21 protein-coding genes are annotated in these 17,505 nt (G+C 70.3%); 10 read left to right on the forward strand and 11 right to left on the reverse strand.

Features of this window, described 5'->3' with window-relative positions:
• Nucleotides 1-10 precede the first annotated feature (10 nt).
• Nucleotides 11-1,042 (reverse strand): putative sulfate exporter family transporter, encoded by a 1,032-nt coding sequence (locus HQQ88_RS17000; RefSeq protein WP_173170440.1) that lies wholly within the window; start codon nucleotides 1,040-1,042, stop codon nucleotides 11-13.
• A gap of 57 nt (nucleotides 1,043-1,099) precedes the next feature.
• Here HQQ88_RS17000 and HQQ88_RS17005 point away from each other — a divergent pair, with 57 nt between their 5' ends.
• Nucleotides 1,100-1,783, forward strand: coding sequence for a hypothetical protein (locus HQQ88_RS17005; RefSeq protein ID WP_173170442.1), 684 nt, complete (start codon nucleotides 1,100-1,102; stop codon nucleotides 1,781-1,783).
• Nucleotides 1,780-2,445 (forward strand): hypothetical protein, encoded by a 666-nt coding sequence (locus HQQ88_RS17010; RefSeq protein ID WP_173170444.1) that lies wholly within the window; start codon nucleotides 1,780-1,782, stop codon nucleotides 2,443-2,445. The genes HQQ88_RS17005 and HQQ88_RS17010 overlap by 4 nt, the downstream gene beginning before the upstream one ends.
• On the opposite strand, the gene HQQ88_RS17015 is transcribed toward HQQ88_RS17010, so the two are convergent.
• Nucleotides 2,436-3,044 carry an LppP/LprE family lipoprotein gene (locus HQQ88_RS17015; protein ID WP_173170446.1) on the reverse strand — a complete coding sequence of 203 codons (609 nt, stop codon included), beginning with the start codon at nucleotides 3,042-3,044 and terminating at the stop codon, nucleotides 2,436-2,438. The two genes, HQQ88_RS17010 and HQQ88_RS17015, sit on opposite strands and share 10 nt — an antisense overlap.
• A 329-nt stretch (nucleotides 3,045-3,373) precedes the next feature.
• On the opposite strand from HQQ88_RS17015, the gene HQQ88_RS17020 reads away from it, so the two are divergent.
• The gene (locus HQQ88_RS17020) at nucleotides 3,374-3,718 is read left to right on the forward strand and encodes a hypothetical protein (protein ID WP_123291739.1); all 345 of its coding nucleotides are present in this window, start codon (nucleotides 3,374-3,376) and stop codon (nucleotides 3,716-3,718) included.
• 32 nt (nucleotides 3,719-3,750) lie between these two features.
• On the opposite strand, the gene HQQ88_RS17025 is transcribed toward HQQ88_RS17020, so the two are convergent.
• From HQQ88_RS17025 to HQQ88_RS17040, 4 genes are all read right to left on the reverse strand, one after another.
• Nucleotides 3,751-5,235 carry a hypothetical protein gene (locus HQQ88_RS17025; protein ID WP_173170448.1) on the reverse strand — a complete coding sequence of 495 codons (1,485 nt, stop codon included), beginning with the start codon at nucleotides 5,233-5,235 and terminating at the stop codon, nucleotides 3,751-3,753.
• A gap of 82 nt (nucleotides 5,236-5,317) precedes the next feature.
• Entirely contained in the window at nucleotides 5,318-6,469 is a 1,152-nt protein-coding gene (locus HQQ88_RS17030; RefSeq protein ID WP_173170450.1) for a Gfo/Idh/MocA family protein, read from the reverse strand.
• Nucleotides 6,466-7,299, reverse strand: coding sequence for a sugar phosphate isomerase/epimerase (locus tag HQQ88_RS17035; RefSeq protein ID WP_132099813.1), 834 nt, complete (start codon nucleotides 7,297-7,299; stop codon nucleotides 6,466-6,468). Before HQQ88_RS17035 ends, HQQ88_RS17030 begins: the two co-directional genes overlap by 4 nt.
• Before the next feature lie 99 nt (nucleotides 7,300-7,398).
• Nucleotides 7,399-8,763 carry an MFS transporter gene (locus HQQ88_RS17040; protein WP_123939344.1) on the reverse strand — a complete coding sequence of 455 codons (1,365 nt, stop codon included), beginning with the start codon at nucleotides 8,761-8,763 and terminating at the stop codon, nucleotides 7,399-7,401.
• A gap of 132 nt (nucleotides 8,764-8,895) precedes the next feature.
• On the opposite strand from HQQ88_RS17040, the gene HQQ88_RS17045 reads away from it, so the two are divergent.
• Nucleotides 8,896-9,480: a TetR/AcrR family transcriptional regulator gene (locus HQQ88_RS17045; protein WP_133937762.1), complete on the forward strand. Its 585-nt coding sequence runs from the start codon at nucleotides 8,896-8,898 to the stop codon at nucleotides 9,478-9,480.
• 132 nt (nucleotides 9,481-9,612) lie between these two features.
• Here the strand turns inward: HQQ88_RS17045 and HQQ88_RS17050 are convergent, their stop codons facing one another.
• A complete protein-coding gene (locus tag HQQ88_RS17050; protein ID WP_123673659.1) occupies nucleotides 9,613-9,795 on the reverse strand; it encodes a hypothetical protein in 183 nt (60 codons plus the stop codon).
• 172 nt (nucleotides 9,796-9,967) lie between these two features.
• Between HQQ88_RS17050 and HQQ88_RS17055 the strand changes: the two genes are divergently transcribed.
• The 4 genes from HQQ88_RS17055 to HQQ88_RS17070 all read left to right on the forward strand — a co-directional run bounded on the left by HQQ88_RS17055 (nucleotide 9,968) and on the right by HQQ88_RS17070 (nucleotide 12,622).
• Entirely contained in the window at nucleotides 9,968-10,729 is a 762-nt protein-coding gene (locus HQQ88_RS17055; RefSeq protein WP_173170452.1) for a 5-oxoprolinase subunit PxpA, read from the forward strand.
• Nucleotides 10,726-11,358, forward strand: a complete 633-nt coding sequence (locus HQQ88_RS17060; RefSeq protein ID WP_173170454.1) for an allophanate hydrolase subunit 1 — start codon at nucleotides 10,726-10,728, stop codon at nucleotides 11,356-11,358. Before HQQ88_RS17055 ends, HQQ88_RS17060 begins: the two co-directional genes overlap by 4 nt.
• Nucleotides 11,355-12,239, forward strand: coding sequence for a biotin-dependent carboxyltransferase family protein (locus HQQ88_RS17065; protein WP_173170457.1), 885 nt, complete (start codon nucleotides 11,355-11,357; stop codon nucleotides 12,237-12,239). Before HQQ88_RS17060 ends, HQQ88_RS17065 begins: the two co-directional genes overlap by 4 nt.
• An 80-nt stretch (nucleotides 12,240-12,319) precedes the next feature.
• Nucleotides 12,320-12,622 carry a putative quinol monooxygenase gene (locus HQQ88_RS17070; protein WP_111086660.1) on the forward strand — a complete coding sequence of 101 codons (303 nt, stop codon included), beginning with the start codon at nucleotides 12,320-12,322 and terminating at the stop codon, nucleotides 12,620-12,622.
• Nucleotides 12,623-12,633: 11 nt separating this feature from the next.
• Here the strand turns inward: HQQ88_RS17070 and HQQ88_RS17075 are convergent, their stop codons facing one another.
• A complete protein-coding gene (locus tag HQQ88_RS17075; protein ID WP_131880326.1) occupies nucleotides 12,634-13,392 on the reverse strand; it encodes a glycoside hydrolase family 16 protein in 759 nt (252 codons plus the stop codon).
• 238 nt (nucleotides 13,393-13,630) lie between these two features.
• Here HQQ88_RS17075 and HQQ88_RS17080 point away from each other — a divergent pair, with 238 nt between their 5' ends.
• Together HQQ88_RS17080 and HQQ88_RS17085 are read left to right on the forward strand one after the other, a co-directional pair.
• Nucleotides 13,631-14,257 (forward strand): DUF433 domain-containing protein, encoded by a 627-nt coding sequence (locus HQQ88_RS17080; RefSeq protein WP_173170459.1) that lies wholly within the window; start codon nucleotides 13,631-13,633, stop codon nucleotides 14,255-14,257.
• Nucleotides 14,254-14,664, forward strand: coding sequence for a hypothetical protein (locus tag HQQ88_RS17085; protein ID WP_173170462.1), 411 nt, complete (start codon nucleotides 14,254-14,256; stop codon nucleotides 14,662-14,664). The genes HQQ88_RS17080 and HQQ88_RS17085 overlap by 4 nt, the downstream gene beginning before the upstream one ends.
• 22 nt (nucleotides 14,665-14,686) lie before the next feature.
• Here the strand turns inward: HQQ88_RS17085 and HQQ88_RS17090 are convergent, their stop codons facing one another.
• Genes HQQ88_RS17090 through HQQ88_RS17100 form a run of 3 tightly spaced genes read right to left on the reverse strand, consistent with a single transcriptional unit; the run spans nucleotide 14,687 to nucleotide 17,503 of the window.
• Entirely contained in the window at nucleotides 14,687-15,742 is a 1,056-nt protein-coding gene (locus HQQ88_RS17090; RefSeq protein WP_254067196.1) for a DUF2891 family protein, read from the reverse strand.
• The gene (locus HQQ88_RS17095; RefSeq protein ID WP_173170465.1) at nucleotides 15,729-16,799 is read right to left on the reverse strand and encodes a DUF979 domain-containing protein; all 1,071 of its coding nucleotides are present in this window, start codon (nucleotides 16,797-16,799) and stop codon (nucleotides 15,729-15,731) included. The genes HQQ88_RS17090 and HQQ88_RS17095 overlap by 14 nt, the downstream gene beginning before the upstream one ends.
• Entirely contained in the window at nucleotides 16,796-17,503 is a 708-nt protein-coding gene (locus HQQ88_RS17100) for a DUF969 domain-containing protein (protein WP_123291728.1), read from the reverse strand. The genes HQQ88_RS17095 and HQQ88_RS17100 overlap by 4 nt, the downstream gene beginning before the upstream one ends.
• Between the last annotated feature and the right edge of the window lie 2 nt (nucleotides 17,504-17,505).

A 17,505-nucleotide genomic window follows, 5' to 3' on the forward strand; every position in this document is an offset into this window, starting at 1 on the left:
GCTCCGCGTTCTACAGCAGGCCGAAGACCGCCTGCGCGCCGAGGCTCGTGCCCGCCACGAGCACCCAGAGCGCGATGCCGAGCAGCATCGGACGGAACCCGGCACGTCGCAGCGCCGCGAAGTCCGTCGAGCAGCCGATCGCCGCGAGCGCCACCGTGATGAGGAACGACGCCGCGGTCGCGAACCCCGGTGCGGCATCAGCCGGCAGCACCCCGACCGTCCGGAGCAGCACCACCACGAGGAACCCGATCAGGAACCACGGGACCAACCGGAACACGCGGAACCCGCTGCGCGACCCCGTGTCGGGCGCGAGCTGCGCGCGGGAGGCGCGTCGGGCCTTCAGTCCGGCCAGCCCGATGACGATCGGGATGATCATCAGGGTCCGCACCAGCTTCACGACGACCGCCGTGTCGGTCGCCTGGCGACCGTAGACCGTCGCGGTGGCGACGACGGACGACGTGTCGTTCACCGCAGTGCCGGCGAACACGCCGAAGGCGTGCTGGCTGAGGCCGAGGGCGTGGCCGAGCAGGGGGAAGGCGAACACCGCGGCGATGTTGCAGAGGAAGATCGTCGACATCGCGTAGGCGACGTCCGCGCTGACCGCACCGATGACGGGCGTGACGGCCGCGATCGCGGACGCACCGCAGATGCCGGTCCCCACGCCGATCAGGGTGCGGAGGGCGCTCGACACCCGCAACAGACGGCCGATCCCCCAGGCGGCACCGAGGCACACCACGAGGGTCGTCAGCATGACCGGCAGGGTCTCGCCGCCGATGCGCAGGACCTCGCCGATCGACAGCTGCGCGCCGAGCAGCACCACCGCGAACTGCAGCACACGGCTCGACGAGAACTTCACGCCGGGAGCGAGCACGGCGAGGGTGCCGCCGGTGCGGCGACGGACGAGCCAACCGAGCACCGCGCCGATCAGGACGGCGGGGACGGGCCCGCCCACGACCGGGAGGACCGATCCGATCAGGGTCGCGACGAGGCCGATCGCGACGGCGACGGCGACACCGGGTGCGGCGGTGCGGGCGAACTGCATGGGAACAGCATCTCGTGCTCGCGGCCGTCGTGCGGTCCAGCCGGGCAGGATGGTGCGGTGGAGTACTCGGGCGAGCGGTGGGTGCAGCGGCTGCGCGACGGCGAGATGCCGAAGCGGTGGCCGTTCCTCGTCGGCCTCGCGATCGTCACGGTGGCCGGCGGGATCGGGGTGTACTTCTCGGCGACCCACCTCGACGGCATCCTGCACTCGGACGCCCGACGCCCGTTCGCCGTCCCGCTGTTCTCGGTGCTGCTGCTCGGGTTCGGGCCCGTGGCCGCGGTGCTGTCGTGGCTGCGCGGGCGGCGCGACCGCGTGGTGCTGGACCGGATCCGCCGGAACGGGACCACGACGCGCTTCCACCTGCCCGTCCTCCGCACGGGCCCGTACGCCGCCGACGACTTCCCGGACCCGAGGCCGGAGCTGTGGACGGTCGACGCGGCGGGTCTCCACGCGTGGTCACCCGAGCGCGACGAGCCCGTGTTCGACCTCGTGTGGGACGACGTCAGGACGATCGAGCTGGCCTCGACGGACGTCCGCGGACAACGCACCGACACCGGGATCTGGATCGTCACCGAGGCGGTGGGCCGGTTCGTGCTGCTGCCGCGCGCAGTCATCGGGCGGCCGTTCGGCGCGAGCGTGACGAAGATCCACATCCTGATGCAGGTGCTCCGGTCGCTGCGGCGCGAGTTCGATCCGCGCCACGACACCGGGCGCTCCGGTCGAGCCCCGGCCGATCGATGACGACACCCGACGAGCAGTGGGTGCAGCGGCTGCGTGACGGCGAGATGCCGAAGCGGTGGCCGGTCCTGCTCGTGGCCGCGGTGACGACGGCCGCGGGGCTCGGCGTGCTCGTCGCCGAGTTCGCGTCGCCGGACTTCCTGCGCGGTCTCGACAGCGCCCGCACACAGGCCAACTTCGTCCTGTGGCCGCTGCTCGTCGCCGGGTTCGGCCTGCTGCTGGCGGTGGTGACCTGGAGCGCCGGTCGGACCGATCGCCGCACCCTGGCACGGATCCGGGAACGCCACACGCCCCGGTTCCACCTGCCGGTCTCCGCGTCGGGGTTTCGGGCAACCGACGACCTGCCGGGCCCTCGACCTGAGATCTGGACCGTCGACGCGTCCGGTCTGCACGCGTGGGCGCCGTCGCGGGCGGAGCCGGTGTTCGACCTGCCTTGGACCCACATCCGGAAGTTCTCCGTCGCCACGAAGGACGCACGCGGACAACGGGTCGACTTCGGCGTCTGGATCAGCACGACGGTCGGCGAGGACGTCGTGGTGGAGCCACGACCAGCGCTCGGACGCGGGTTCGAGGGCGGCCCGGACAAGCTCGCGACGATCGTTCGGGTCCTCCGCGCACTGCAGCGCGAGCTCGGCGGTCGGGGCGCTGCCGCCGATCAGCCCTGAGCGGGCGGGACCTCGCCGGTCATGTCGACGCGCTCGGTGCCGTCGTTCCAGATGTACGTCGCGGTGGTGCGACCGGAGGCGTCCGCGTTCGCCTCGTTCGCCTTCGCGTACGTGTAGGTGACCTTGATCGAGGCGTCGGCCAACCGCTCCACAACCGGCTCGAACGCGTACTGCTCGGAGGTCGCGGTGCCGAGGTACCGGCCCTGGTGGAAGAGCAGGATCGCGTACGGCGACCCGGCGGTGCCGAACTCGGGCGCGACGACGGACCAGGACAGTGAGGCGCAGGCGTCGTAGCCGCTGTAGTCGGCGTTCGCGGCGTCCCACTTGGTGTCCTCGAGGCCGGCGGGTGACGGCAGCGCAGCGATCCCGGCGGCTGCTGCCTCGGAGCCGGTCGCGGGACCACAGGTCGGGGTGGGGGTCGGCGTCGGTGTCGGCGTGCTCGTCGACGTCGGGGTGGCTGCCGTGTCCGTCGGCGCCGCGGTCACGGTCTCGGTGACGGTCGGGGTCGCGTCGCCGCCGTTCCCGCCACCGGAGCATCCGGTCAGCAGGGCGACCACGGCGGCGCCGGTCAAGATCAGGGCAGTCTTCGAGGTACGCACCACTCCACGGTGCACCGGCGGCGGTGTCGGCGCTCGCATCGTTACCGGCCCGTAGTCTGCTTGCATGCGGGGAGAGGGCATCGGGGCATCGGCGGGGACGCGTTCCTCAACCGACCGGACAGCATCGACTTCGCGGCTGCCGTCGACCTGATCGCTTCGTGGATGGTCCGTCGACCCGACTGAACGTTCGAGCGTGTGCGACCGTCGGACATTCCGGTGACGCCACGACGAACCGGACGTATTCTGCTGTCGGAAGCAACGGCGGTTCCGAACACCCTTCGCCACGTTCACCGTCGTGGCGTCCCGCCTCTGCGACGAAGAGTCCAACCGTGACCGAACATCTCATCGAGTACGTCGCCCGTGACCGCACGGGCATCACCGCCGTCGTGACGACCACCAGCGTCATCGACGTCGACACCGTGATCCAGCACATCCGCTCCGGCCACACCGGCTACTACGTGGCTGCCGATTCCTGGAAGCGCACCCCTGTCCGGAGCATGTCGTTCATCGGCGGCACCTACCTGTTCGCGAACTGGGACGGATCGAAGCGGAACATGCTGCACGACCTGGCGTTCCGGTCGCCGACGCGCGCGGTCCAGACCGCGCCGCCGGCGGAGTCCCGCTTCGCGCGGTTCCTCAGCGCGGTGTTCGGCCGCAGGCTCTCGCAGCCCTGACCCGGGCACACGCCTTCCAGCGCGTCAGCTGACTACGACGTCAGGGTCCTCCGGATCGGATTGCTCACGTTTCCCGTCGCATCGACCGCCCAAGCGAGCAGGGTGTACCGCTGACCTTCGTGCAGACTCGGCAGCGGGGCTGAGCCGGGACTGCCCCCACCGATCGCCGAGCCGGAGAGCACGGTCGCGCCGGTGCCGTCGCCCTCGACCAGACGAACCACGGTGGACACGGCGTCAGACGACTTGGAACGACCCCAGCTGACAATCCGGCGCTCAGCTCCGGTGACCGTCACCCCTGCGGGACCGCGCGGCACAGTGACGTCTGCCCGGTGACGGAAGAGCAGCTCTCCCTGGACCGGGTCGGGATACGGGTCGCTCCCGCAATCGACGGTGAAGACGACCTTCGCGCGGTCGACCATTCCCCGGCCCTTGAAGGTCAGCCCGGAGATCTTCTCCGTTCCCCTCGTCCCGTTGCAGTCCCGGTACGCGCGCGAGATGTTCAGGGTCGGGACGCCGGTCCCGGTGTCACCGACGGCGAACGTCCCGTCCCGCAGCGACTGGCCCGGCGGCATCGCGAGTTCGAGACGGTTGACGTCGACACCGTTGACGTAGGTGGCGGTGGCACTGAACGCGACTGAGGAGTCGCCGGTGCGTTGCCCCCAGAGCGCGTACGGCCCGTCGGCATCGGTTCGGGTCTTTCCCAGCGCGATCCAGTTGCGTCCCTTGACGGTGAGCCGTGTGATGCCGAGGGGCGCGTCACCCGCCAGGTCCGCCGTGACCGTCGAGCCGTTCGACGGCACCGTGAGCGCCGCTGTCCGGGGACCACCGTGCGCTGGTGAGAACCCGACGCGCACTGAACAGGTCGATCCTGCTGCCAGGACCGTCCCACTGCACTTGTCGTCCGCCAGCGCCCAGTCTCCAGCTTGCGGTCCACCGAGAGCGACATGTCCGAGCCTGACGGGAGTTGAGCCGGCGTTGTGCACGGCCTCGTTGGCCCATACTCGCGTCCCGTTGACCGGAGTCTGCGGCCAGTGCAGGTGTGTCCCAGCGAACCGGACCGCGGGGTCGTCCTGTCCGAAGCGGATCTGCCCGAAGTACGCGTCCGATGGGAGGTCTCCGCGCAGGCGGAACACCGCGTCGAAGCGAGTCATCGTGCCAGCGTCGTCGAACGCGAGGTCGCGCACCTCGAGCTCGCCGGTGTCTCCGAGCGGGAACGTACCGACGGCGAGGTCTTCGCCGTCGGCACGCTCCAGGTCGAAGTCCTCCATGGTGAGCGAGGTCCCGTCCTGGTGCGGGAACGTCACTCCCACGGTCGTCTTGGTCGCGTAGCGCAGCGTGACGTCGCCGTCACCCCAGCGTTGCGGCACGATCCGCTCTGGGGGTGTCGTGTTCCCGAGCATCCCGATCACCACAGGCTGCTGATCAGCTGCACTGGCGGGCTGTGCAGCCATGGCTGAGCCGACGATCGCGATGATTGCGCATGCGGCGATGGTGCCGATGCCTGCCGTCCGTGGCATGGTGCTCCTTGGGCGATTTGAGTGACTGTCACTCATATCCTGTCCGACGGGGCCACCGTTGTCCGGTCAACTCAGCGACGGGTCACCCCTGGGCGCCCTCCAGCGTCGCCGCGAGCGGGTCGAAGCCCTCGGGCAGCGACGCGATCGGTGCGACGGTCGACTCGACCTCGATGAACGAGCGGGCGGCGATGGACTCCTCGACCGCGACCATGGTGTCGAGCACGTGGTACCCGACCTCGCCGGTCGCGATGTGCGAGCCACCGCCACGGATGGCCCGCGCCATGTCGAGCACGCCGAGGCCTCGTCCGACGGTGGGCTCCTCGTCGAGCAGCACGTCCCACTCCTGCGAGAACGGGAAGGACGCATCGGCGGTCAGCGGCCGCGCGATCCGGATCGGGTGCCCGCCACCGAACGTGTTCGGGTCGGGCAGGACGATCGTGCCCTCGGTCCCGTTGACCTCGAACACGCCGTGCCGGAACAGCGGGGTGTCGAACGACAGCAGCGACTGTGCGTTGCCACCCTGCTCGAACGAGGTCAGGACGGAGACGTGGGTCGGCACCTCGACGGGGAACGAGTCGCCCGCGTTCGGCCCGACGACCAACTGCCGCGTGGACCGCGACTGAGACCCAGTCGCGACGACCGAGTCGATCGGTCCGAGCAGGTGCACGAGCGCCGTGAAGTAGTACGGGCCGATGTCGAACAGCGGGCCCGCGCCCTTGGCGTAGAGGAACGACGCGTTCGGGTGGAACACGTCCGGCCCCTGCCACTGCATGCTCGTGACCGCGGTGAGCGGGGTGCCGATCGCACCGGCCTCGATCGCACGCTTGGCGGTCTGCCAGCCCGGACCGAGCACGGTGTCGGGCGCGATGCCGAGCTTCAGCCCGAGGGAGTCGGCGAGTTCGACGAGCGACGCAGCCGAGGCACGGTCCACACCGATCGGCTTCTCGCTCCACACGTGCTTGCCGGCACGCAGTGCGTCCATCGAGACGGCGACGTGCGTGGCGGGGAGCGTCAGGTTGATGACGATCTCGACGTCGGGGTCGGCGAGCACGGATGCGCCGTCGCCCGAGGCCGCGACACCCCACTTCGAAGCCGACGCCGCGGCGCGCTCCGTGTCGATGTCGCCGATCCGGACGACCTCGACGTCGGGGAACGTCGTGAGGTTCGCCAGGTACTGCTCGCTGATCATGCCGGCGCCGATGAAGCCGATGCCGACGCGTCCGGTGCGGGTCATGCGGACACCTCCGACGCGGACGACGAACCGGCCGGCGCGAGCTGCGCCGCGAGCCACTCGTACGACTGCTGCACACCGTCGAAGACGTCCCCGTCGAACCCGTCGAACTCGATGACGGCGTACTCGAGGGCCGTCGCCGCACGCAGCGCCTCGGCGAGCCGGACGTCGCCCTGGCCGGCCGGGGTCTGGTCGGTGGGGATCGTCGCGGTGGAGATGTCGTCGCGCATCGGACCGTCCTTGACGTGCACGGCGACGATGCGGTCACCGAGCTCCTCGATGAACGCGACGACGTCGATGCCCGCGGCCGATGCCCAGTACAGGTCGAGCTCGAGCACCACGGCCGGGTCGAGCAGCGACGCGAGCACCTGCAGCGCGGGCTGCCCGTCGATCTGCGGCCGGAGCTCGTGGTCGTGGTTGTGGTAGCCGACGCGCAGACCGTGCTCGGCGGCCTCGACGGCGGCGGCGTTCAGCCGTGCGGCGACGCGCTCGACGCCCTCGCGGGTCGTCCACGCGTCGGGCCCGACGAACGGGTCGATGACGATCTCGAGGCCGAGTTCCTTCGCCGCGGCGAAGGTGTCGGCGTGCGACGGAGCGGTCATCACGGTGCCGTCCGGCAGCGGGATGGTCTCCTCGACCAGGAACGCGTGGCCGGTCTTCGCTGTGATGCCGTGGGCGTCGAACGCGGACTTGAGCTGCGCTGCTCGGTCCACGAACGCGAACGCTTCGACGGTGTCGAAGCCGATCTCGGCCAGGCGGCGGACGCCGCCGTCGAGGTCGGGCTCCAGCGCGGCGTTCACCGTGTAGAGCTGCAGGGAGATGGCGGGAGCCATGTCGGGTCCTTTCCGGGGGTGGTACAGGTGACTGCCTGGAGGCGCGACTCGCGTTGCAGACGCACGCCGCGCCTCCAGGCCGCTGGTTTGGTGCGGTGCCTACCGGACCGACTTGATCGGCAGGATGACGAGGGCGCCGAGGATGACGGCCACGCCGGCACCCCAGAGCATGAGCGTGTAGTTCTGACCACCGCCGATGCCGAGCAGGAACAGGCCGACGGCCGGAGCGAGCGACTGCGGCAGCGCGTTCGCGATGTTGATGACGCCGAGGTCCTTGCCGGGGCGTTCCGGGTCGGGCAGCACGTCGACGATCAGGGCGGTGTCGATGGCAGCGTAGATGCCGAAGGCGAAGCCGAGGACGATCTCGGCGAAGTAGAAGCCGCCGACGGTGTCGACGTGGGCCAGGATCACGAGGCCGACCGCGGTCAGTGCGGTGGAGCCCCAGACGAAGACCTTGCGGCGCTGGACGCGGTCCGACACCCAACCGGAGACGGCGGCGCTGACGAGCAGGGCGACCGTGTAGAGCAAGACGCCGAACGCGACGACCCCGACGGCCTCGGCCTGCGGCAGACCGATGCGGTCCTGCATGTAGAGCAGGCGGTACGTCGTGAACATGAACGTGCCGAACGTGATGAGGAAGCGACCCCACCAGGCGAGTCCGAAGTCGCGGTGCTTGAACGGGTTCGTCCAGAACGAGCTGATCAGGTTGATCCAGCTGAACGGCTTGACCGGCGTCGTCGGCAGGTCGTCGCGTGCCACGAAGCAGTAGACGAGGATCGCGATGATCGCCAGGACACCGGGGGCGATGAAGAGCACCGGGAGGTTGCCGACCAGGTACACGGCCAGGTACAGGCCGGCGAGGATCGCGATGTTCTGCGCGAGGGCGATGACGCTCGAGGCCTTGCCGCGCTGGAACTCCGGCACGTTGTCGGCGAAGCTCGCGGTCAGCGTGGCGAGGACGGCGTTCGCCGTGACCTGCGCGAGGACCCAGGCCAGCGTGAGCTGCAGGACGTTCGGCGAGAACGCGAGCCAGGCGAGCGAACCGACGAAGACGATGACGCCGCCGAGCATCCACGGGCGTCGACGTCCCCACCGGCTGCGGGTGCGGTCGGAGATCGCGCCGAACAGCGGGTTGGCGAACAGTGCACCGAGGGCACCGAACGGCAGGACGGAGCCGACCACGGTCTCGGGGCTCGTGGGGTTGAGCTCGGTCGCCTTGATCGACATGCTCACGAAGACCGGCGTGAGCAGGGCGACGAACAGGCCGAACTGGGCGAAGCTGAGGCCCCAGAGGTAGCCGCGGCCCACACGCATCGTGCTGACGGACTGCGTGATCCCCTCGACCGAGAACGCTCGGGGCGCCGCGGCGTCCGAGGCGGTGGCACCGGCGGCTGCGGTGACCGCTGGTGATGCGGTCCCGGCGATGCCGCGGGTGGGTTCTTCCTTCGACGTCGGTGTCGACATGACTCCTCCTCGAGTCATAGGGGGCTTCGGGGCCCTCGAATACCTAGTGCTGCTAGGTGATCGGGACTGTAGCACCGGAAACCTCCGACCGGAAGTTTTTGGCCCGATTGTTGCGCCGGTACATTGGCACTCGTGACCTCCAACGATGGAATCGGCACCAGGGGCCCCTACGCCAAGGGCGTGCAGCGTCGGCGGGAGATCCTCGACCAGACGCTCGACGTCGTCGCCTCGCGCGGGATCGACGGCACCTCGCTGCGCGCCATCGGCGATGCGATCGGGGTCTCGCACGCGGCACTGAAGCACTACTTCTCGTCCCGCGAAGCGCTGCTGGTCGAGGTCCTGCGGGAACGCGATGCCGCCTCGGACCGGGCACTCGGCGACACGGCCGGGGTCTTCACCCGGCTGGCCTTCGTCGCCGACCGGAACGTCAGCGAGCCGGCACTCGTGACGCTCTACACGACCCTCCTCGGGGCGTCGGTGGAGTCCGGCAACGAGACGGCGCGGGAGTTCTTCGCCGCACGGTTCGCCGAGGCACGGGGGAACCTGGTCGCCCAGCTGCACGACGAGCTCGCGGCGTCGGGGCGGCACTCGGACGCCGACCTCGAGCAGGTGGCGTCGCTCATCATCGCGGCGTTCGACGGGCTGCAGGTGCAGTGGCTGCTGGACCGGAACGTGGACATCGCGGGGACGCTGCGGTTGCTGGAGCGGGTGTTGTAGGGGGCTTTCGGTCGGTCGCGCGTCGACGTAGAACGACACCGGGTCGACTCGGAACGACACCGGGTCGACTCGGAACGACGTCCACGTCGTCGTGCGACAACGAGGACGTCGTTCCGAGTCGACGGACGACCCCTACTTCTCGCCGTCCTCTTCCGGGTTGAAGTGCGAGTCGTCCCCGACGTGCCCAGCGGCCAGGCCGTCCGGGTCGTTGGGGATGGTGTTGTCATCGCCGAGCCCGCCCGGCTTCTCGATGCCCTCGGAGTCGTTCACGGGGGCCTTGGCGTCGTCGTCGTGCGTGTTGCTGCTGTCGGTCATGGTCTGCTCCAGTGCAGTGGTCGAACCGAGGGCGACGCCCCCGGCAGGTGCTGACCTCGGACGCTACGTGCCGCTGCTCGGAATCCACCCACCAGCCGCGTGCCCCGACCGGTCGACAGCGGAGTCGCCGCTCGGTAGATTGTTCAACAACCCGCGACGACAGGGAGTCCCCGTGACGACGATCGACCTGAACAGCGACCTCGGCGAGGGGTTCGGCGCCTGGACGATGGGCGACGACGCCGCGATGCTCGACGTCGTGTCGAGCGCCAACGTCGCCTGCGGATTCCACGCCGGCGATCCGACGATCATGCTCGCCACCGCCCGCGCTGCCGCCGAGCGCGGGGTCGCCATCGGAGCGCACGTCGCCTACCGCGACCTCGCCGGCTTCGGGCGCCGTCCGGTGCACGTCACACCGGACGAACTCCACGCCGACGTCGTGCACCAGCTCGGCGCGATGGCCGCCACTGCGCGGGTCGCCGGCACCGCGGTCACCTACGTCAAGCCCCACGGCGCCCTGTACAACACCGCGTGCGCCGACCCGGTCCAGGCCGAGGCCGTGGTCCGGGCGATCGCCGACGTCGACAGCTCGCTCGCGGTGCTCGCGCTGCCGGGTTCCGAACTCCTGCTCGCTGCCGAACGTCACGGGCTCCGCGCGGTCGCGGAGTCCTTCGCCGACCGCGCCTACGAACCCGACGGCTCCCTGGTGTCCCGCAGCACGCCGGGTTCGGTGCTGCACGATCCGGACGAGGTCGCCGCCCGCGTCCTCCGCATGGTCACCGACGGGGTCGCGACCGCCTTCGACGGCGCCGAGCTGCGGGTCAGCGCCGACTCCGTCTGCGTCCACGGCGACTCCCCCGGTGCCGTCGCGATGGCCCGTGCGATCCGAGCCCTGCTGACCGAGCACGGCGTCACGATCGCGTCGTTCGCACCGTGACCGTCCTCGACCTCCGGCCAGCTGGGCGCACCGCCTTGCTCGCGACCTTCGACTCACTGCCGCAGGTCGTCGCGTTCCGCGCCGGGCTGACCGCGACTCGGCTTCCCGGCCTCACCGAGGTCGTGTCCGGCGCGCGGACGCTGCTGCTCCGCTACGACCCGGCGACGACGGACGCCGCGAGACTCCGCAGCGCACTCGAACGAGTCGTCCCGTCCGCCGACGCCGATGCGGCGAGCGCCGCGGACCCGCTCGTCATCCCGGTGGTCTACGACGGCGAGGACCTCGACCAGGTCGTCGCCCTGACGGGCATGCGCCGCGACCGCGTGATCGCGTGGCACACCGGCCAGCTCTGGACGAGCGCGTTCTGCGGCTTCGCTCCGGGCTTCAGTTACCTCACCGGCACCGAGCCGTCACTCGACCTGCCTCGCCGGAGCACGTCGCGCACCGTCGTGCCGAGCGGCGCCGTCGCACTGGCGGGCGAGTTCAGCGCCGTCTACCCGCGCGCCTCCCCCGGCGGCTGGCAGCTCATCGGCCGCACCGACGTACCGATGTGGTCGCTCGACCGGGAACCGCCGGCGCTGGCACCCGCCGGCACCCGGGTCCGGTTCGTCGACGCGGGTGCGGCATGAGCGCGCTGACCGTCCTGCAGGTCGGCTACGGCGCGGCAACGCAGGACCTGGGGCGGCCGGGCTTCAGTGACATGGGCCTCGGCGCGGCGGGCGCCGCCGACCGCGGTTCCGCAGCACTGGCCAACCGGCTGGTCGGCAACCGTCCCGATGCGGCCGTCCTGGAGGCCCTGCTCGGCTCCGTCACGCTGCGGACCGACGCGTACGTGGCCGTCGCCACCGCCGGGGCCGCCTGCCCGGTCGAGATCGAGCGAGCGGACGGCCGGGTCCGCGGTGCGGCCTCGCACGAGATCCTGATGCTCGCACCGGGTGACACGCTCCGGATCGGCACCGCCACCGCCGGGCTGCGCTCCTACATCGCGGTCCTCGGCGGGTTCGCGGTCGAGCCCGCACTGGGTAGTCGCTCGTGGGACTCACTTGCACGCCTCGGGCCTCCGCCGTCGTCGCCGGGTGACGTCCTGCCGATCGGCGACGCGCGCGCTTCGTGGCCGATCGTCGACGCCGTGCCGCAACCCGACGAGCACTGGCCGGACGACCCGGTCGTCCTCGACGTCACCGCGGGCCCCCGCGACGACTGGTTCACGTCGGACTGGCGCGACACCCTGACCCGTCAGGACTTCACCGTCGGGTCGGACAGCGACCGCGTGGGGGTCCGCACCACGGCTCCGCAGCCACTCGTCCGCGCCGTGACGGTCGAGCTGCCGAGCGAAGGGGTGGAGACCGGTTCGCTGCAGGTCCCGCCGGAGGGCTTCCCGGTGCTGTTCCTCGCCGACCACCCGGTCACCGGCGGCTACCCCGTCGTGGCGGTCCTCACGCCGGAGTCGGTCGACCGTGCCGCGCAGCTCCGCCCGGGCGACGCCATCCGCTTCCGGTTCGTCCACTGACGACCGGCTCGCTGACCGATCCGGAACAGGTCGGCGCCGCTGCGGGTTGAGTCGGACACTGCTGACGAAAGGTGCACCACATGTCGATCACCGTCCTGCTCGAGGTCCAGTTCCGGAGCGACGTCCCTGCCGACACCGTCGAGGCGGCGATCCGCGAGACGCTCGCGCAGACCCGGGCCTTCGACGGCTGCGAGTCCCTCGAGGTGCTGGTCGACGACGCCGACCCGACGCGCATGGTCGTCGTCGAGTCCTGGACGAGCGGGGCCGCCCACGACGCCTACGAGGCATGGCGGGCGACCCCGGACGGTGCCGCAGCGATCGGACCGATCGTCGCCGCTCCGCCCGTCGCGCGGACGTTCGCACGGACGATCGCGATCAGCTGACCTGCTGTGGGTCAGCCCGTGTACTCGTAGGTGCTGACCCAGTCGATGTCGAGGTGCCCGGCGGCACCCCAGTTGCCGACCTGGAACATGTACCGGTGCGCGGTCTTCGGCACGTTCGACGTGACCGTCTTGATGACCTTGCCGTCGAGCAGGTACTGCACCGACTTGCCGGGGATCCACTCGACCGAGTAGACGTGCCAGCTGCGCCAGGTCACCCCGGTGCTCATGCTCGTCGAGTTCGCTTCCTGCCCGGCGACCATCGAGTGGTGGTGGAGCATCGGCGACCCCTCGAAGTTCGCCTCGGGGTAGTCGATCTCGCCGTCCGACCAGACGTTCGACGACGGCCACAGCATGAACGCTGCACCGTTCCCGTCGCCGCCGGTGGCCTTCGCGCGGACGCTGAACTTGCCGCCCACGTGCGACCACGCGCCGTTCGGGGTCCCGAAGGTCCCGGCGGCTCCGTGCTTGCCGTCGAGCGTGACGTCCATGTAGCCGTTGCGGGCACTGACCTGCGAGCCCGAGTAGTACGTGCCGCCCGTCCCGTCCGGGTAGGGCTGCCACGAGTTCGCGTAGGTCTTCGCGAACTGGCCGTTGGCCGAGGCCGTCGTGCTGAAGTTCTCGACGAAGGTCTGCTTGAACTTGCCGACGTTGCCGACCGGGGCGGTGACCCCCGCGTAGGCAACGGTTCCCGCTCCGAGCGGTGCCGCCACGACGACGGCTCCGATGAGTGCGGCGATGAGTGCGGTCCGCCTGATCCTGCGGTGCTGCATGTGTCACTCCCTGGTGTGACTGGTGGCACCCGTTCCCCTCGGGCACCCAGCCGGATCTCGGCTGCGCACCGAGGGTAGGTGCATTCTGCAACCGATGCAGGGGGTTGACACTCACTGCTCGCGATGTTGCAGAGCGGCACACTCCAGACCAGGGGCTGCGCAGCTCCCCCGTCGGCGGTATCTTGTTTGCATGCAAACGTCGGCCGTCGACGGTGTCTACACCACCCCCATCTACGCGTTGAACGAAGCCGCGCAGATCGTCCGTGCGCCGTCGAGTTCGTTCGCGCGGTGGGCCCATGGACACAAGTTCCGACAACGGCGCGAAGGCGAGTGGGGGTGGAGCGAACCGATCCTCACCGGAGTGCGCGAAGGACGTGGCTACACCGTGCCGTTCAACGCCCTTGCCGAGGGGTACATCGTCGAGACCTTCCGCCGAGCCGGGCTGCCCATGGCGCGGATCCGTCCGGCGATCACCGCGCTCCGGAACGAGATCGGCATCGAGAACGCGCTCTTGAGCGAACGCCTCAAGACTGACGGTGCGGAAATCCTTTTCGAGAATGGTGACGACGAGCTGGTCGTCGTCCGGAACAAGCAGGGCGTGTTCCGGGACGTCGTCGCGGAGTACCTCCGGACGATCACCTACCGCAACGGATTCGTCCAGTCCGTACGACTCCCGACCTACGAGCGGGCAGAGGTCGTCGTTGATCCGCTCCGGAACTCGGGCCAGCCGACGATCGACCGGATCGGCGTAAGCGTCGAGAGTGTCGTCAGCCGCGTCCGTGCCGGAGAACCGATGGCGGATGTCGCCGAAGACTTCGGTCTGGCGAAGCGAGAGTTGCAATCACTGCTCGTTCAGGCAGCGTGATCTTGCTGTCTGCCCAGTTTCTTCTCGACCGATCTGTCGGAGGGCGACTCCTCGTCCGCAGGCTCCGCGAAGCAGGCTGGGACGCTCGCACGCTCGCAGAGGTGTACGGCGACGACCGCGCACAACGAATGCGCGACGAAGAGTGGATTGCCGAGGGCACTCGCGGCGGGTTCCTTCTGCTGGCCAAGGACCACCGCGTGGCCAGCCGGCCGCTCGAAGCACAGGCGATCTACATGAATGACGCGAGAGTCATCGCCTTTGCGCGGGGAGAGATCACCGCTGGAGTGATGGGTGACTTGTGTCTCGAGCACGAGCGGTCCATCCATCGGCTGGTGCAGGCCAGCCCGCCGTTCGTGATGTCCCTCAGCGAACGCGGGATCCGGAGGAAGCGGCTCAACTTCCCGTGACGGGACTCAGCTGACGGCAGGGTCAGCGCGCGGCGTGCTCGCGTGCTTCCATGGCGTCCCAGGCGAAGCTCGCGAGCCAGTGCGTGGAGTAGTACTCCTCGCCGACACTGGCGGCCAGGCCCGAGGCGAGCAGCCGGTCGGCCGCCTCGTCGAGCAGGCTCGCGAGCCTGTCGTCGTCGAGCTCACCGGCGCGCAGGGCCTCCGCGATGCGCCGGGCCGATCCGGCTCGCGACAGGTCGAGCCCGAACAGGTGCACCTGCTGCGGGTCGTTCTCGTCGCGGACCACGGTCGACTGCAGGATCGCGTCGCCCGACCGCACCTGGGCGAAGAAGCCGTCCGACCACGTCGCGAACTCGGCCGGGGTCAGCACGGCCCGCATCAGGTCGGCCTCGGCCAGTCCGGCGGACAGGAAGTCGTGTCCGCTGCGCTCCCAGGCGAACGGCCACCCGGCGTCCTCGCCGAACCACTCGCGCGCCGCCTGCTCCACCGTCGCGGCGAGCTCGTCGCGGCCGAGCGACCGTGCGGCCTCGAGCACGAGCAGCAGACCGAACGCCGAGTTCGAGTGCACCCCGTGCCGCACCGGGTGGGCAGCGCCGTCGACCCAGCGGGTGACGAGGTCCTCGAGCACGTCGACGACGGGCGCGAACCCGGGGGCGAGCTGCCGGATGGCCGGCACCTCGGACGCGGAGACCTCGGCGGCGAGCTTCGCGAGCCAGGCCCACCCGTAGGGGCGCTCGTAGTGCGGCGTCGTGCGGAAGTAGGCGGCTTCCGTCGCCAGGTGATCCGCGCTCAGGTGGGCCTGCAGGATCGCGGTGAGCCGGGCCTCCAGGTCGGCCGGCAGGCCGTGCGCGACCAGACGCGCTGCGAGCCAGTGCATGTGCACGGACGAGTGCCAGTCGTACGACGTGGCGAAGGCGGGGTGCAGCTCGACCGGCAGCGCCCGGTCGTCCGGGCCGGACGTCGTGTGGTGCGCCGCGTACGGGTACTCGCGGGTGGTGTTCTCGGCGGCGACGGCCGCGAAGCGGTCGGCCCACGCGGCCCGGGTCAGGTCGAGCGGGGCAGCATCAGAAAGCGACAAGGTACATGACTCCCATGTTGACGACGAGCAGGATGGCGGCGGTCGGGATCTGCGCCTTGATCGGACCGTACTTGTCCCGCATCTCGAGCAGGGCAGCCGGCACCAGGTTGAAGTTCGCGGCCATCGGGGTGACGAGCGTGCCGCAGAAGCCGGCGAGCATGCCGATGGCGAAGATCGCGGCGGGGTTGCCGTCGAAGCCCTGCACCAGGACGGGCCAGCCGATCGCGGCCGTCATGATCGGGAAGGCGGCGAACGCGTTGCCCATGATGATCGTGAAGAGCGCCATGCCGAGGCAGTACACGACCACCGCAGCGAACAGCGACCCGCCGGGCAGGATCGACTTGATGATCGTGCCGACGGCGTCGCCGACCCCGGCCTGGGTGAACACGATGCCGAGGGTGGAGAGCATCTGCGGCAGCAGCGCTGCCCACCCGATGGCCTGCAGCAGTCGGCCGCCCTCACGGATGGGCGTGGCGATCCTCGGCGGGCGCAGGACGAACACCGCGACGACCACGGCCAGCACCGAGCCGATGCCCAGGCCGGTCAGGGTCGCGCTGCCCTCGGCGAGCAGGGGTGCACCGCCGATCGAGACGAGCGGACCGAGCGTCGCCACGAGGACGGCGACCACGGGCACGACCAGCGCCGGGATGAAGAGCTTGCTGCCGAACCGGGTGGCGAACGCCGCGCGCTCGTCCGGGCTGGTCGTCGCGAGGACGCTCGTGCTGGCGGACGGCTTCGTGGCGGCAGCGGTGGGCTCGGCCGGGCCGGTCTCCGCACCCGTGCCGGCACCGGGGATGCTGGCGACCCGCGTGCGACTGGTGGTCCCGGTGAACCCGAGTCCGGCGAGGGCGACCATCACGAGGACGGCGATGCCGAGCACCCACGACGGCGCCGTCTTCGCGGCGACGAAGGTGCCGTAGAAGAACGAGACCCCGAGGATCCCCCAGAACGCCGCGTTGCCGAGTCGCTTCGCGTGCGACGTGTCCGTGACGATGAGGACGGCCACCGCGATGAAGAACGCGCCGATGAGCCAGTAGAGCCATTCGCTGGTGATCACGCTGCGGCTCCCTGCGTCGGGGCGTCGACGCGTGCGTCGGCGGCCATCTTGTCGAGCGTGCGGTCGAACAGCAGCAGTCGCGTGCCGTGGACCAGGAGCGCGGCGATGCCGGTCGGGATCGCCCACAGCGCCAGGTCGATCGGTTCGAGCGACAGGCCGTAGGTGGCGTCGACGAAGGTCGTGATGAGCAGGATCGAGCCGACGGCGACGAAGACGTCCTCGCCGAAGAAGACCCCGACGGTGTCCGACGACGCCGAGTAGCCCTTGATCTTCTCGCGCATCCGCTCGTCGATCCGGCCGTACTTCTTGATCGCAGCCCCTTCGGCCATCGGGTGCACGAGGGGCCGAACGGTCTGCGCCGGCCCGCCGATGCTGGTGAGGCCGACCGCGGCCGTGACCTGCCGGATGGCCAGGTACCCGGCCAGCAGACGACCCGTCGTGAGCTTGTCGAGCTTCGCGATCAGGCGCTTGGCCTGGTCCTGCAGCCCGTAGCGCTCGATCAGGCCGATGACCGGCAGGACGAGCGCGAAGGTCGTGACGGACCGGCTCGACGCGAAGCCGTCGCCGAAGGCGGTGAGGATGCCGACGGGACCGATCCCGCCGATGGCTGCGGTGACGATGCCCGCGACGGTCACGACGAGCAGCGCGTTGATGCGCAACGCGAACCCGATGATGACGACGGCGACGCCGATGAGGACGAACATGC

This window comes from Curtobacterium sp. VKM Ac-2861, from assembly GCF_013204965.1.
Lineage (GTDB): Bacteria > Actinomycetota > Actinomycetes > Actinomycetales > Microbacteriaceae > Curtobacterium.

Coding starts and splice junctions, on each gene's coding strand:
- HQQ88_RS17025 (WP_173170448.1), bottom strand. CDS start 5,235: ATGCCACGGACGGCAGGCATCGGCACCATCGCCGCATGCGCAATCATC.
- HQQ88_RS17050 (WP_123673659.1), bottom strand. CDS start 9,795: ATGACCGACAGCAGCAACACGCACGACGACGACGCCAAGGCCCCCGTG.
- HQQ88_RS17030 (WP_173170450.1), bottom strand. CDS start 6,469: ATGACCCGCACCGGACGCGTCGGCATCGGCTTCATCGGCGCCGGCATG.
- HQQ88_RS17070 (WP_111086660.1), top strand. CDS start 12,320: ATGTCGATCACCGTCCTGCTCGAGGTCCAGTTCCGGAGCGACGTCCCT.
- HQQ88_RS17065 (WP_173170457.1), top strand. CDS start 11,355: ATGAGCGCGCTGACCGTCCTGCAGGTCGGCTACGGCGCGGCAACGCAG.
- HQQ88_RS17100 (WP_123291728.1), bottom strand. CDS start 17,503: ATGTTCGTCCTCATCGGCGTCGCCGTCGTCATCATCGGGTTCGCGTTG.
- HQQ88_RS17035 (WP_132099813.1), bottom strand. CDS start 7,299: ATGGCTCCCGCCATCTCCCTGCAGCTCTACACGGTGAACGCCGCGCTG.
- HQQ88_RS17000 (WP_173170440.1), bottom strand. CDS start 1,042: ATGCAGTTCGCCCGCACCGCCGCACCCGGTGTCGCCGTCGCCGTCGCG.
- HQQ88_RS17040 (WP_123939344.1), bottom strand. CDS start 8,763: ATGTCGACACCGACGTCGAAGGAAGAACCCACCCGCGGCATCGCCGGG.
- HQQ88_RS17010 (WP_173170444.1), top strand. CDS start 1,780: ATGACGACACCCGACGAGCAGTGGGTGCAGCGGCTGCGTGACGGCGAG.
- HQQ88_RS17075 (WP_131880326.1), bottom strand. CDS start 13,392: ATGCAGCACCGCAGGATCAGGCGGACCGCACTCATCGCCGCACTCATC.